Annotated in this window: 9 protein-coding genes; 4 read left to right on the plus strand and 5 right to left on the minus strand. The window is 72.2% G+C overall.

Translation table 11 applies throughout. The features are described 5' to 3' along the window. Positions 1-48 precede the first annotated feature (48 nt). Both QQA02_RS04110 and QQA02_RS04115 read left to right on the plus strand, forming a co-directional pair. Positions 49-906: a hypothetical protein gene (locus QQA02_RS04110; protein WP_284863361.1), complete on the plus strand. Its 858-nt coding sequence runs from the start codon at positions 49-51 to the stop codon at positions 904-906. Then, positions 903-2213: a PrsW family intramembrane metalloprotease gene (locus QQA02_RS04115; protein ID WP_284863362.1), complete on the plus strand. Its 1311-nt coding sequence runs from the start codon at positions 903-905 to the stop codon at positions 2211-2213. Before QQA02_RS04110 ends, QQA02_RS04115 begins: the two co-directional genes overlap by 4 nt. Here QQA02_RS04115 and QQA02_RS04120 read toward each other — a convergent pair. The 5 genes from QQA02_RS04120 to QQA02_RS04140 form a co-directional block, all read right to left on the minus strand. Further along, positions 2210-5680 (minus strand): arabinosyltransferase domain-containing protein, encoded by a 3471-nt coding sequence (locus QQA02_RS04120; protein WP_284863364.1) that lies wholly within the window; start codon positions 5678-5680, stop codon positions 2210-2212. The genes QQA02_RS04115 and QQA02_RS04120 overlap by 4 nt on opposite strands. Positions 5681-5818: 138 nt before the next feature. Continuing rightward, on the minus strand, positions 5819-7906 hold the full coding sequence (locus tag QQA02_RS04125; RefSeq protein ID WP_284863365.1) for a galactan 5-O-arabinofuranosyltransferase: 2088 nt from the start codon (positions 7904-7906) through the stop codon (positions 5819-5821). A gap of 540 nt (positions 7907-8446) precedes the next feature. After that, positions 8447-9208, minus strand: a complete 762-nt coding sequence (gene dprE2, locus QQA02_RS04130) for a decaprenylphospho-beta-D-erythro-pentofuranosid-2-ulose 2-reductase (protein ID WP_284863366.1) — start codon at positions 9206-9208, stop codon at positions 8447-8449. A gap of 136 nt (positions 9209-9344) precedes the next feature. Then, complete coding sequence (dprE1, locus tag QQA02_RS04135) at positions 9345-10769, minus strand: decaprenylphosphoryl-beta-D-ribose oxidase (RefSeq protein ID WP_284863367.1); 1425 nt, start codon at positions 10767-10769, stop codon at positions 9345-9347. A 425-nt stretch (positions 10770-11194) separates the two neighbouring features. Next, on the minus strand, positions 11195-11419 hold the full coding sequence (locus QQA02_RS04140) for a hypothetical protein (RefSeq protein ID WP_284773904.1): 225 nt from the start codon (positions 11417-11419) through the stop codon (positions 11195-11197). 42 nt (positions 11420-11461) lie between these two features. Here QQA02_RS04140 and QQA02_RS04145 point away from each other — a divergent pair, with 42 nt between their 5' ends. Both QQA02_RS04145 and QQA02_RS04150 read left to right on the plus strand, forming a co-directional pair. Continuing rightward, positions 11462-12088: a hypothetical protein gene (locus tag QQA02_RS04145; protein WP_284863368.1), complete on the plus strand. Its 627-nt coding sequence runs from the start codon at positions 11462-11464 to the stop codon at positions 12086-12088. A gap of 249 nt (positions 12089-12337) precedes the next feature. Next, complete coding sequence (locus QQA02_RS04150; RefSeq protein ID WP_284863370.1) at positions 12338-13375, plus strand: hypothetical protein; 1038 nt, start codon at positions 12338-12340, stop codon at positions 13373-13375. Positions 13376-13380: the final 5 nt, after the last annotated feature.

Consider the following 13380-nt stretch of genomic DNA (forward strand, 5'->3'; position numbering starts at 1 on the left):
GCGTCCACCATAGAGCGGGTGGTGGGGGCCTCACGTAGCCTGGGCGCCATGCAACTGACGGCACCGCGCGTGAGTCCGGGGGAGCGGGCGGCCATCGCCGATCCGCGCGCCTGGCGGCCCGGCCCCGTACCTCCGTACCGGGCATGGTGGCTGCTGACCGGGCTGCTGGCACTGACCCTGATCGTCCCCTTCGTCCTCGACCTCGCCCTCCCCGAGGCCGACGCCGACGACGAGGTGGTCCTGAGCGCCGAGGGCTTCGACTGGGAGCTGCCCGTCGAGGACCCGGCCACCGGCCAGACGATGATCTGCGAGGCCGACATGGAGTCGCTCTCGGGCGCCGCCTACAACTGCGGCGGGGAGCGCATCGACATGATGGCCGCCGAGGGCTACCGCGACGCCGACCGGTCGGTGCGCCGCGCGATGCGGGCGCTGTCGCAGAACGTCATCTCCGACTTCGCCGACGTCGAGGTGCACTGGGACGGGCGCTTCGGCATGGCGGTCTCCTCCGAGGAACCCGTGGTCGGCGTGGCCATGATCGACCCCGACGCGCGCGGCGAGGGCGCCGGCGCGGACGACCCGGACCCGATGCTCGTCGCCGTCGTCGAGGGCGACGACGCCGCGCGGCTCGTGGCGCCGGTCTGGCGCGCGCTCAGTGGCGGGGAGATCCCGGCCGAGGCGCAAGCGGAGCTCAACGCGCTGGGCAGGCCCGGAGCCGGCCCCGGCGGCTCCGGCTCCGAGCTTCCGGGGCGCGAGGAACGCTCGGGCGTGCCCGATCTCCCCGATCTCTCCGACCACCGGGGCAGTTTCTACGACGCGGCGGGTGCCGGTGCGGGCCGCGCGGGCGCCGCCGCCGTCCGCGCGGGAGTGCACCGCGCGGGCGCCGCCGCCGAGGAGGTGCGCGCATGAGCAGGCTCTTCCAGATCACCCTGTGGGTGCTCGTGATTGTCACGGTGCCCGTCTCCGCGCTGCTGCTGGTACCCAGCGGGATCATGTCGCCGCCCGGGCTGTTGCTGAGCCTGCCGCTCGGCGCGGTCTACATGGCCGCGTGGATCCTGCTGCTGCGCCTGCTCGCCCACTGGCCCGCGGCCGGCTTCGGCTGGGCGTTCGCCTGCGTGGCCAGCGGCATCGGTATCGCCACGGCCGTGCTGCCGTGGGCCGGGCCGATCTCCTCGGTGGTGACCAAGCTCGGCTGGGACGCGGTGAACATGTCCTTCGGCGGCGCCTACCCGGAGGAGATCCTCAAGTCCGCCGCCGTGGCCGTGATCCTGCTCAGCTTCCGCGGCGTGGACCGCCCCTGGCACGGGCTGGTCACCGGCGCGCTGGTGGGCCTCGGCTTCGAGACCTACGAGAACGCCCTCTACGCCAGCTTCGGCGCGATGCTCGACCCGAACACCGACGTCGAGGGCACCCTGGGGATGTGGCTGCTGCGCGTGGTCTTCGGCCCCGGCCTGCACGTGATGTTCACCGGCCTGGCCGGCTGGGGCATCGGCGTGGCGCTTTTCGACGCCCGTCTGAGCACCGCCCGGCGGTGGGGCGCGGCGTGCGCGTGGGTGGGCGCCGGATTCGCCCTGCACTTCTGCTGGAACATGATGACCGGCTCGATCCCGGCGCAGATCGCCGTCTACATCGCGGTCGCGCTGGTGGGCTACCCGCTGTTCATCGGGCTGATGTGGCGCGGGCACCTGCTTGGCCGGGCGGACCGGGAGGCCCGCCCGTGGCACTACGACGGCAGCATGCGCCGGCGTGCGCGGCAGCGGGCGCAGGTGCCGGGGCCCGGTGTCCCCGGGCCGGGTGCCCCGGCGGGCGGTGCTCCCGGTGCTCCGGCGGTCGGGCCCGGTGTCCCCGGTGCTTCAGCGGCCGGGCTCCCCGCACCGGGCGCCGGGTGGGGCGGTAAGGGCGTCCCCGCGCCGGGCGCGCAGGGCGCGCCGGGGTGGGGGACGCAGCCGACGCCGGGCGCGTCGGAAATCGGTGGTCCGGGCGCGCCGGGTCGGCCCGCACCGGGTCAGCCTCTGCCGGGTCAGCCGGTGCAGCCTTCGCCTGGTCAGCCTGTGCAGGGGCCGTACCCCGCCGGGCCGTACAACCAGCACCCGGCAGGTCCTTACAGCCAGCCTCCGGCGGGTCCGCACCAGCGGTACCCGGCCCCCTACGGCGCCTATGACCCGTACCGGCCGGAGCCGGGCGGCTGGGCCGCGGAGTCCGAGGGCCGCCGCTAGTTCTTCTCCTCGTCCTGGGTGTCGATGTTCATCTCGGAGGGCTTCCACAGCCCCGAGCGCGTGATCTCCTCGTGGTCGATCTGCGCCACCCGCGGCTGATCGCCCTGCGAGTTCGAGCGCGGGGTGTAGATCTCCAGGGAGCCCCAGTCACGCTGCCAGTCGCCGTCGAGGTAGGCGGGCAGCTCGTAGGACCAGTTGACCGTCTCGGCCAGGCCCAGCGTGCCGCCGCCGGCGTAGTCCTGCACCGGCGAGAGCGTGCGCTTGCCCGGGCCGTCCGGCGAGACGCGGAACTCGGGGATCTCCGCCACGCCCGCGTAGTGGCCGAAGGGCCGCTGGCACGGGAACTGCAGGCCGACCGACCAGTCGATCATGCCGGGGGCGTCGGCGTCGAGGCGCTCGCTCAGGTGCTCTAGCGTCGGCACGCGCGGCGGGGTGAAGGCCAGCCACTCGTCCTCGTCGAGCGAGGTGTCGCGGGCGTTGATGCGCACCACGTCGGCCGACTCGGGCAGCTCGTCGAGCGGCAGGCGCAGGTTGCGCCACGTCGGGGAGAGTCCGACGTCGTAGAGCTCGACGGTGCCGGTGTCGGTGACCTCGCCGTCGGCGCCGCGGGTGCCGTACTCGAGGACCAGGCGCTGGCCCTCCTTGAGCTCGCCATTGATGTCGTGGTGCTCGATGGAGCCGGCCGCCGAGACGACGAGCACCGGCTTGTCCCCGCTGCGCTGGTCGGGCATCTCGTACCAGGCGGTCTTGGCCGCGGCGGCCGCGCCGAGCTCACCCTCCGGGGTGTAGGAGCCGATCACCGGCACCCGGCGGAAGTCCAGGTTGAACGGCAGGTCCTGGGTAGAGCCGTTGACGCCGACGGCCTCGCCGCCGCGCTCGCCGCCGGTGGTGCCGGAGGTGGCGTCGTCACCGCCCGCGGTGTTCTGCTGTTGGGAGGCCTGGGTGGCGAAGGAGCCGGCATCGCCGGTGGCCACGTCGTCCGGGGCGATGTCGCTGGGCACGGCGTTCGGGTCGAAGCCGCGCACCTCGCCGGCCTCGAGGGACTCGCCGAGCGGCACGCCGTCGACCGGGGTGAGGAAGGAGTCGTTCGTGTCGGCCTCGACCAGCACGTCGCCGCCGAGCCCGCAGGTCTTGCCGCGCAGGTCGTTCAGGTTGCCCTTGCCCACGGAGTAGGCCGGGTACTGGTCGATGAAGCCCTTGGCGAAGCTGGCCACCGAGAAGGCCACCGTGACCACGCCGAGCACCGCGATCGGGGCGGCGACCAGGCGGGTCCAGGCGTTCTGCCTCGGCGCCGGGCTGGTGCCGCGCACCCCGGCGACCAGGGCCTGCACCACGCCGACGGCCAGCACCAGGATGGCGATGAGCAGCACGATCGAGGTGGCGAAGACCGCGTGGTACTGCACCGGGCGGTCCCACCAGGGGATCGCGAAGCTGGAGACGTACCACCAGCCGTTGTCGCCGGCCAGGGCGAGTGCGTAGAGCAGCAGGAAGCCGCCGACGATCAGCGTGTGCGCGCGCCGCGAGCGCAGCGCGAGCAGCGAGACCGCCAGCGCGGCCACCGCCGCGAGCGCGGCGCCGATGCCCGCGTAGACGCCGAAGTGGTGAGTCCACTTGGTGGGCGTGAACATCATGAAGAACATCGCGCCGACGACGATGCCCACCAGACGCAGCACCGGGCCGAGGTCCGTGCCCGGGATGCGCCGCCAGCGCACCACGGCCAGGACCACGACGGCCAGGGCCACGAAGAGGATGAGCATCGGGAAGCGGCGGGTGAACGCGCCGTCGACGGTGCCGACGTCGAAGAGCGACTGGTAGCGGGCGAACTCCTGGTACCAGGGCAGCGAGGGGCCGATCTCGCCGCGCACGCGCGTCGACTCGAGCACGCCGGCCAGCGTCTGGTCGGCGAAGACGGCGATGAGGATCGCGGTGCCGGCGCCGAGGAAGGGCGCGAGCATCGGCAGCACCGAGCCGACCATGGCGCGGCGGGCGAAGAGCACGCGGAACAGCGCCGGCAGGCTGACCAGGAAGGCGGCCACGGCCATCAGGCCGGTCGGGCCGGCGCCCAGGGAGAGCGTGGCGATGATCAGACCGACCGCGGCGGGCAGCAGGCGCCGGGTGGCGATGGCCCGCTCGAAGCTGACCCAGGTCACCAGCGCGCCCATCGCGATGACGGGCTCGGGGCGGGTGCCGTTGTCGTAGGGCAGCCAGAAGGCCAGGAAGATCGCGGCGACGGTCCACAGCGTGACCTTGCGTGCGCCGACGGCCTCGCCCAGGCGCGGCAGCACCTCACGGGAGAGCACGAACCAGATGATCAGGGCGCTGACCAGGGCGGGCAGCCGCATCCACGCCGAGGCGGTGGACACGTGCGTCATCAGGGCCAGCAGGTCGTAGTAGGGGGTGCCGAAGGGCGACTCGGGCACGCCGAACCAGCGGTAGTAGTTGGCCATGTAGCCGCTGGGTCCGGCTTCGCGGGCCATGGTCAAAAGGTAGCCGTCGTCGGCGGTGTTGGCGCCGAAGAAGTGCCAGAAGAGGAGCACGCCGCCGACGATCCAGTCGAGCGCCCGCGGGCGCCAGGACCCGGGGCGCACCACGGGCAGCCGGCCGCGCCCGTCGAGGCGGTCCAGGCGCCACAGGCACCACAGGGAGACGGCGGTGAGCACCACGCCCAGCCACATCACCAGCGACTTCCACACCGTCGGCGAGGAGGTGAACCGGGAGTTGATCTCCACGTGCACGTCCAGGCCGGCATCGGCCAGGGCGGCGGCGTTGTCGGGGGCGTCGGCGATCTCGGAGTAGACGCCCGTGACCATCGGGCGCAGGTCCTCGTCGGGCTTCTCGCCGGTCAGGGTGTCCTCGTCGAGGGTGCCCACGCCGGCGGCCTGCCCGGTCACATCGACGGTCGCCGCATCCTCGGTGACCTTGACGTGCAGCGCCGCGTCCGCGTCGAGGGCGTCGACCTCCTCGGGCGAGAGCCGGAAGAAGACGGTGCCGGCGCTGGCCACGCTCAGGTCGCCGTCGACGGAGCGCACGAACAGCCCGCGCTGCCCGGACTTCTCCGAGTCCGAGGGCACCGTGCCCAGCAGCAGCGTCTCGCCCTCGTTGAGCCGGTCGACGGCGTCGACGGGCACCGTGGCCTCGAGCTCCTCCGGGGCGTAGGACATCAGCGGCGCGTTCACGCTGGCCAGGTCGCCGTCCTGCGGCCAGTTCAGCGTCGACTGCGTCTGCTTGACCGGCAGGAACGGCACGGCCAAAAAGCACAGGAACGCCAGCACGCCGGTGACGACGGCCAGGGTCTTCAGCCACCGCGGCGCGAGCGGGCGCTCCGGCTGCGGCAGCTCCGCGGTGTGCGTGCGCCGTGCGTCGTGGTCACCGCGCACGCTTGCCGACGTCGCCGTGGCCGCCGCGGGCGATTCCGCCGCGGGTGCGTCGGGGTGCGGGTTCTTGGGGGATCTCGACGGGTCAGTCACACATCGTGAGTCTACGGCAGCCCCGCGGCGCGGCCCCAAGCCGCGCCCGGGCCGCCCGGTGGGCGCCCGCGGCGCCCACCCCACGCGCCATCGCAGCGGGTGCGGCGCGGCGAGGTCGGGGCGTCGGCAATCTCTCTCCTAGCGGCGCACCGCGACGACGAAGGGGCCGACCTGCTCGACGGTCCACAGGTCCGCGTCGTCGAAGACCTCCGGGTTGAAGAAGACCGCGCGGTAGCGGACGTTGGGCTGGTTGGGGTAGATGTCCTCGGCGAGGTGGACCTTGTAGGCGTCCTCGCCGGCCAGCCCCGCCTCGACGTCGCCGCGCATGACGAAGACGTCCGGGGCGCGCCACGGGGTGTCCTCGAGCTCGTCGACGAAGCCCCGCGGGTCCGCCTCCCAGGAGTCGTCCGCCCACTGCTCGATGGCCTCGTTGCGGTGGTCGAACTCGCCCATCGGGTTGGCGTAGTGGCTGGTGAAGGACTGGAAACCGAAGTAGGGGTAGTAGGCCATGAAGCGGATCTCGTCGGTGAAGACGACGGTGTCCTCGGGCACGCGGCCGGCCTCGCGGATCGTCTGGTCGATCTCCGCGTAGTACTGCGTGGCGTCCGGGGCGAAGCGGTCCGCGCGCTCGCCGTAGCCGTCGGTGTCCACGTAGGCGTGGTCGATGTGCTCCTCGTTGCGGCCCGGGATCTGCTGGGCGTAGGCCAGGCCCGCCAGGCCCAGCAGGCAGACGAGCACCAGGCTGACCGTGCGGCGCGCGGCCGGGGTGACGCGGTCCGGGTAGAGCTTGTCCGAGCCGACCGCGCGCAGCCGGGCCAGCGCGAGCATGCCCGCCGTGGCCAGCGCCACGGTGACCAGCACGTCCGCGCGGAAGCCGAGCAGCGTGGTGCCCAGCGCCGTGACCAGCATGCTCAGCAGGATCCAGCCGTAGAAGCAGCCGGTGGCGATGGCCAGGGCGCGCGCGTCGAGGTCACGCCAGCCGGCGATGAGGTAGACCAGGCCGACCAGGCAGAGGAAGCCGACCAGGGAGAAGGCCAGGAAGGGCATCGGCAGGCGGGTGCCCTCGCCGGGCAGGTAGTGCATGGCCGTCGCCCCCGAGGCGTGGCCGCCGGTCAGCTCCTCGATCAGGTAGGGCGCCCAGACGACCGCGGCGATCGCCATGGAGCCCAGGCCCGCGGCGAGCAGGTGGAACAGCGGGCGGATCGAGCGGTGCGCGGCGGCGGCCCAGAAGGCCAGGACCACCACGGTGCCGGCGAGCAGGCCCGTGTAGAGGGTGTACATCGAGGCCGAGACACCCAGGTAGACGGCGACGCCGAGGGTGGCGAACCAGGAGCCGTCCACGGCGCGCCGGGCGACGAGCACCGCGGCCGCCGCCCCCATGGCGATGATCGTCGCGTAGGGCTCCTCGGGGTTCATCACCAGCATGATCGAGGTAATCACCAGGGCGATCGCCGCGCCCTGCGGCAGCGAGCCGGTCAGCCGCTGCCAGACCGGCACCAGCGCGCAGGCCGCCGCGGCGATGGAGACCAGCGCCCACGGCTGGTAGACCTCCCAGCCCGGCAGCCCCAGCAGGTTGGCCAGCCGGCCGCCGCCCCAGAACCAGGCGGACGGGTAGTAGCTGGGCAGGTCCCAGTAGTTCATGTCCGCCAGGTGCGCGGTCTGCGTCATGCGGGTGAGGAACTGGGTACGGAAGGACTGGTCGGCCTGCAGGCCGTCGAGGTAGAGGCGGGTCGCCGAGAGCGGGACGCCCGTGGAGGTCAGGACCAGGCCGGCGGGGGCCAGGTAGGTCACGGCGACGGTCAGCCAGGTGCGCCAGCGGGGGCGGGGGTTGTCTGTGTCGGCGCCGGTGTTGGCGCCGGTCTTGTCGGCGTCTGTGTCGCGTTCGCGGATCCACAGCGCGCAGAGCACCACCACGGCCGCCACGACGACGACCGTCCCCGCCGTGGCCAGCGCGCGGGTGACCATCGAGGTGTTGAAGGCTGGCAGCGATACCGCGCGCAGCACCAGCCAGCCGGCCAGCGTGGCCACCGCGCCGGCCAGTGCGGCCAGTAGGATCGCGGCCACCGTTGCGCCCCGGCCCCAGCGGTCCGGGCGGACCGGTGCCGGCGGCGGGGTGAGGCGGTGGGCCTCGGGGTCGGTGGTGGTTTCCCCGCTCACCGGGGCCGCGGAGGCACCCACCGGGATCTCCGGGTCGCCGGTGGGGGAGGCGGTGCTGCTGGTTGCCATGAGCTCAAGTCTTGCACACTGGTGGTCTGCGGCCCGGCACCCCGGAGCCCGGGTCGCATGTGGGGTTCGGCGGGCTCGGGGGCGGGTGTGGCGGGGTCGGTCGGGGAGGGCAGGCGGCCGCAGCGCGGGGAACCTGGGGCGGGTGGGGTTGGTGGGGTCTCCTGGGTGGCTCTGGCGGGCGGGCCGTGGGCTGTGGCGGGCTGGCCGTGGACTGTGGCGGGTAGGCGGTGGGCTGTGGCGGGCGGGCCGTGGGCTGTGGCGGGCCGACTGTGGGCATTTTGGGTGGGTTTGTCCGGCCGCGCCGACGTTTCCCAGGTCGATTTCGCGGTCCAGGCACAAAACGACACAAAATGCCCGCCGACCCTGCGCCGAACCCCACCGACCCCGCCAAAACCAACCCCCCACCAACCCCACCAGCCCCTCCAAGCAACAGGAAACCCGGGCCCCGGCCCATCAAAGGACCGGAACCCGGGTCTCACTCCGCGCGGGGCGCGCTAGGACGTTCGGCGCTCTAGGGCGCCGCCGCCTCAGACTCCACCCTTACAGCGGCAGGCGGTTGAAGATCTGGCGCGGGATGAAGTTGAACACGCCGGCGACAGCCTCGAAGGCCGGGTGGACGAAGATGATGTCCTTGCCCTTGAGCACGGCGTTGACGATGCGCTCGCCGACCTCCTTGGCGTCCACGGTCAGCGGGGCCTCCTTGACCCCGGCCGACATCTTGGTGCGCACCTGGCCCGGGCGGACGACCAGCACGTTGACGCCGGAGTCCTTCAGGGCGACGCCGAGCTGGGTGTAGAAGCCGTCCAGGCCGGCCTTGGAGGCGCCGTAGACGAAGTTCGAGCGGCGCACGCGCACGCCGGCGACCGAGGACATCGCCACGATGGTGCCGTGGCCCTGCTCGCGCATGCGCTGGCCGAGCAGCACACCCACGGAGACGGGGCCGGTGTAGTTGACCTGCGCGGAGGCGACGGCCTTGTCGTGGTTCTGCCACAGCTCCTCCTGGTCGCCCAGGGTGCCGAAGGCCACGATGGCCACGTCGACGTCGCCGTTGGCGAAGGCCTTGTCGATGACCTCCTCGTGGGTGTCGAAGGCGGTGGCGTCGAAGTCGATGACCTCGACCTCGGACGCGCCGGCCTCGCGGACCTGCTTGGCGGCGGCCTCGATGCGCGGCGAGTCCTCACGGGCGGCGAGGATGACGCGGGCGGGGCCGCGCTCGAGGAACTCGGTGACGGCGGCCAGGCCGATCTCCGAGGTGCCGCCGAGCAGCAGGATGTTCTGGGCCTGTCCCACAGCGTTGAGCATTTGGTGACTCTCCTTGTTGCTTACCTTGTAGCTTCGCTTGGCTTTGCGGTGAGTGTAGGTGGGCGCCGCGCGGCGCGGCGTGCGAGCATGCGGCTCGCGACCACGCGGCCCGCGACCGCACGGCGCCCTCGCCGGATCAGTGCAGCTCGAGGCGGCGCGACATGTCCGAGGCGAACACGCCGGTCGGGTCGATCTCGTTGCGGGTCTTCAGCCAGCCCTCCATGCCCGGGTACATCTTGTGGAACATCTCCGGGGTGGTGCGCGACTCCTTGGCCAGGTAGAGGCGGCCGCCGAACTCGAGGACCTGGCGGTCCAGGTCGTCGAGCAGCTTGTTCAGGCCCGGACGGATCGGGAAGTCGACGCAGACGTTCCAGCCCGGCATCGGGTAGCTCAGCGGGGCGCGGTTGCCCTCGCCGAAGAGCTTGAACACGTTGAGCGCAGAGTAGTGGCCGCTGGCCTGCATCTGCTTGATGATGTCCTTGAACGGCTCGACGGCCTCGGTCGGCACGACGAACTGGTACTGCAGGAAGCCGGCCTTGCCGTAGCCGCGGTTCCACTCACCGATCAGGTCGAGCGGCTGGTAGAACTGCGTGAGGTTCTTGACCTGGTTCCGCGCCGGCGCGCCCATCATGTAGTAGGCCTCGCCGATGGCGGACAGCGTCAGCTTGTTCATCGTCCAGGACGGGAAGATGTCCGGTACGGTCATCAGCTGCGGGGCGTTGAACTTCAGCGGGTCCTTGGCCAGCTTCGGGGCGAACTCCTTGAGCTGGTCGAGGGTGGCCAGCGAGCCGCGCGAGATGGTGGCACGGCCCAGCTTGGGCTCCGGGGAGATGACGTCGAACCAGGCCGAGGAGTAGGAGTAGTTCTTCTCCGAGCCGTCCGAGTGGGCGGCGATGGTCTCGTCGAGGTTGCTGGTGCGGTCGGTGTCCGCGATGAAGTAGGCCGTCTCGGTCTTGGTCATGCGGATCTGCGCGCGCAGGATGATGCCGGTCAGGCCCATGCCGCCGACGGTCGCCCAGAACAGGGTGCCCTCGGGGTCGTCCTCGCTGCCCTCGGGCTCGAGGTGGAGCACGCGGCCGTCGGCGACGAGCAGCTCCATGGAGGTGACGTGGTCGCCGAAGGAGCCGTCGGAGTGGTGGTTCTTGCCGTGGATGTCCGGGCCGATGGCGCCGCCGATGGTGACCTGGCGGGTGCCGGGCAGGACGGGGACCCACAGGCCGTAGGGCAGGGCGGCCTTCATCAGCTGGTCGAGGGTCACGCCGCCGTCGACGTCGACGATGGCGGTGTCCGGGTCGATCGAGTGGATCTTGTTGAGTGGCTGCATGTCGACGACGATGCCGCCGCCGTTCTGGGCCGGATCACCGTAGGAGCGGCCCATGCCGCGGGCGATGATGCCGCGGCGCTCGCGCTCGGGCAGCGACGAGTTGCGTTCGGCGGTCATCTTGACGGCGTCGATGATCGTCTCGACGTCCGGGGTCGACAGGACGTGGGCCGTCGACGGGGCGGTGCGGCCCCAGCCGTGCAGCGACTGTTCCGTCGTGGGGATGGTCTCTTGTGCCATGGGAAGCTATCTTTCCTTGTGCTCGGTGCCGATGGATGTGGGATTGTGCCCGGTTCCGTGGCTGTGGCCTCGGGGCAGACGAGAGGCCCTACGCGACGCGCAGGGTGGATATGTTGACCTTTTCGGTCTCATACGTGGTCAACGATACCCGGGTGGGCGTAGGAATCCACAATGTAACAGCTGTGTCCAGGGGGTGAGTCTGCGTACATCTGCGTGTCCGTGTTTCCGGTTCTGCCCGGTTGTGATTGACGACGTCCCGTCACATGAGCTCTGCGCCACCCTCCGGGTGGTGCGGTGCGTTCCGTCACTGGGTTGTTCCCGCCGTGGTGCGGTGCCCGCCCGCGGCGGGCCCGCCCCTGGGGTGGTGCCCACCTACGGGGGCGGGAACCGCCGGCGGGGAGGGGCGCGACGTCGGCAATCGGGCTTCAGAGGTCCAGCAGACGGCGCACGGGTTCGGGCAGTTCCTCCTGGCTGGTGATCGTGGGCCCGGAGTACTCGCGGAGCTCCTTGAGCACCAGGGACTGGCTGGTGGTGTCCACCATGGGCAGCTCCTGGGCGACCAGGCGCACCATGAAGTCGTCGAGCGGCAGGTTGGTGCGTTGCGCGGCCTCGTGGACGCCGTGGCGTTCGTCGTGGCTGATCTCGGACATGGCATCCAGGCTAGCGGGGTCGGGGCGGTAACGTCGGGAGCCATGACGTCGCCTGAGACCACCGCCGCAGAGACCGCGGCTGAGAACGCCGCCCCCGCCGAGCACCCCGTCATCGCCGTCGTCGACGCCGGGGAGGCGCGCACCGTGGTCTGGCACGTGCAGACCAACCCGGACTTCTCCTCGCCGGCGGCGATCCTCTCGGGGGCGTGGGTGCTCTCGGAGGGCGACGGTGACGTGGACCCGGACCGGCTGGACGACCTGCTCACGGGCACGGTCGTCGCGCGCACGGAGGCCGCGGTGGAGCGGGGGCTTGACTTTCCCACGGCCGCCGGCGTGCTACCCGGCTCCGGTGCCGGGGTCCTGCCGGCGCTGGTCGAGCCGATCCGCGCGGCGGCCAAGGAGATCAGCGCGGCCGTCGCGGCGAACAAGGAGAAGAACCCGCAGGCCAAGGGGCTGCTGCTGCCGAAGGTCGAGGTCCCGGACCCGGGGCACCTCGCCGAGGCCTACCACGGGGAGCCGGGGGCGAAGGCCTGCTGGGCGCTGGCGCGCGCGGTGGCCGACGTGGTCGACGGGTGGCGCGCGGTGGAGAACAAGCGGCGCTCGCGGGCCTTCCTGAAGGACGAGTTCGGTAAGTCGGTGCGCCCGATCCCCCTGCCCGAGCTGGGGTAGGGGTTTGGGCTGGCCTGGCAGGGGCTGGGCTGGCCTGGCAGGGGCTGGGCTGGCCCCTGACCTGGTTCCAGATCCCGGGCCACCCTGGGCATTTTGTTGCAGTTTGCGCGGACGGCCGGAATCTGACCTGGGGAAATACCGGGCCGATCCGACAAACCCACCCAAAATGCCCACGAGCCTGCCGCACCCCGGCCGGCCCCCGGGTTTCGCCCCGGCGGGAGGCGGCCGGACGCGGCTACGCTGGGGCTCATGTCACCGTCTCCGGCCGGCGTCCGCCACGGGATCGACGACGACACCGTCGTCGATTTGGCAGCCGCGCGTCGAGAGCGCAGCCGCGGGCCCCGCGACGACCCGGCCGCGCGCACCGTGGTGCTGCGCGTCGCGGGGGCGGAGAGCCAGGGGGAGGTCTACCGCCACATCGGCGTCAACGACCACCTGCACCTGTTCGACCTGCACCAGATCCTGGACGTCTGCCTCGGCTTCGACACCCCCGAGGCCACCGGCGACGGCACCGTGGCCTGGTGGTTCGGCCCCGCGGCCGCCGACACCGCCCCCGGCGACGACGAGGAACTCCACGGCGACGACGAGCTCCACCTCCACCTCGCCGAGGAGGACGACGAGGTCACCTACCACTGGGGCCTGTGGGCCGTGCCCGTGACCGTGGTCGGCGGCTTCCCGCGCGACGCGGCCACCCCGGACGCGCTGTGCGTCGGCGGCTACGGCAGCTTCACCGGCGCGCCCTTCGACCTGCCGGGCATCAACGCACGCCTGACCGGCGCGGAGACGATCACCGACGTCCTCGCGGCGGTGCACCCGCAGGTGCGCGGGCTGATCTCGCGCAGCGGGCTCTTCGACTTCGTGCCCCTGCTGCAGGCCCTCGACCTCACCGCGGCGGAGCGGATTGACGACGTCCCGCCCCGCGCCCGTACGCGCACTGGCGCGGGGCCCGGCGCAGACGACGCCGCGCCCGAGCTCGTGCCGCTCGCCGAGCTGCCCCTCGAGCAGGACCAGCGCGGCGCCGACGCCTTCTGGGCGACCGTGCTGGCGCTGACGTGCCTGTCCGACGAGGAACTGACCGACGAAGTGATCACCACCACGATGGCCGCCCTCGGCTGGACCGCCCCCGGCGGCGGCAACCTGGAGGCCGACGAGATCCGTGGGCTGTGCCGGCACTCGCTCGACCGGCTCGCCGCGCACGGCGGCTACGGCCCCGACCGCCTCCCGCCGGTCGGCCGCCTGGACCTCTACCGTGCGCTGCTCGCGGGCGGTGCGGCCCCGGTGGACTAGGCTTT

The sequence above is a fragment of the Corynebacterium sp. MSK006 genome (genome assembly GCF_030232385.1).
Lineage (GTDB): Bacteria > Actinomycetota > Actinomycetes > Mycobacteriales > Mycobacteriaceae > Corynebacterium > Corynebacterium frankenforstense_A.

Coding starts and splice junctions, on each gene's coding strand:
- dprE2 (WP_284863366.1), bottom strand. CDS start 9,208: ATGCTCAACGCTGTGGGACAGGCCCAGAACATCCTGCTGCTCGGCGGC.
- QQA02_RS04125 (WP_284863365.1), bottom strand. CDS start 7,906: ATGGCAACCAGCAGCACCGCCTCCCCCACCGGCGACCCGGAGATCCCG.
- QQA02_RS04140 (WP_284773904.1), bottom strand. CDS start 11,419: ATGTCCGAGATCAGCCACGACGAACGCCACGGCGTCCACGAGGCCGCG.
- QQA02_RS04150 (WP_284863370.1), top strand. CDS start 12,338: ATGTCACCGTCTCCGGCCGGCGTCCGCCACGGGATCGACGACGACACC.
- QQA02_RS04115 (WP_284863362.1), top strand. CDS start 903: ATGAGCAGGCTCTTCCAGATCACCCTGTGGGTGCTCGTGATTGTCACG.
- QQA02_RS04145 (WP_284863368.1), top strand. CDS start 11,462: ATGACGTCGCCTGAGACCACCGCCGCAGAGACCGCGGCTGAGAACGCC.
- QQA02_RS04110 (WP_284863361.1), top strand. CDS start 49: ATGCAACTGACGGCACCGCGCGTGAGTCCGGGGGAGCGGGCGGCCATC.
- dprE1 (WP_284863367.1), bottom strand. CDS start 10,769: ATGGCACAAGAGACCATCCCCACGACGGAACAGTCGCTGCACGGCTGG.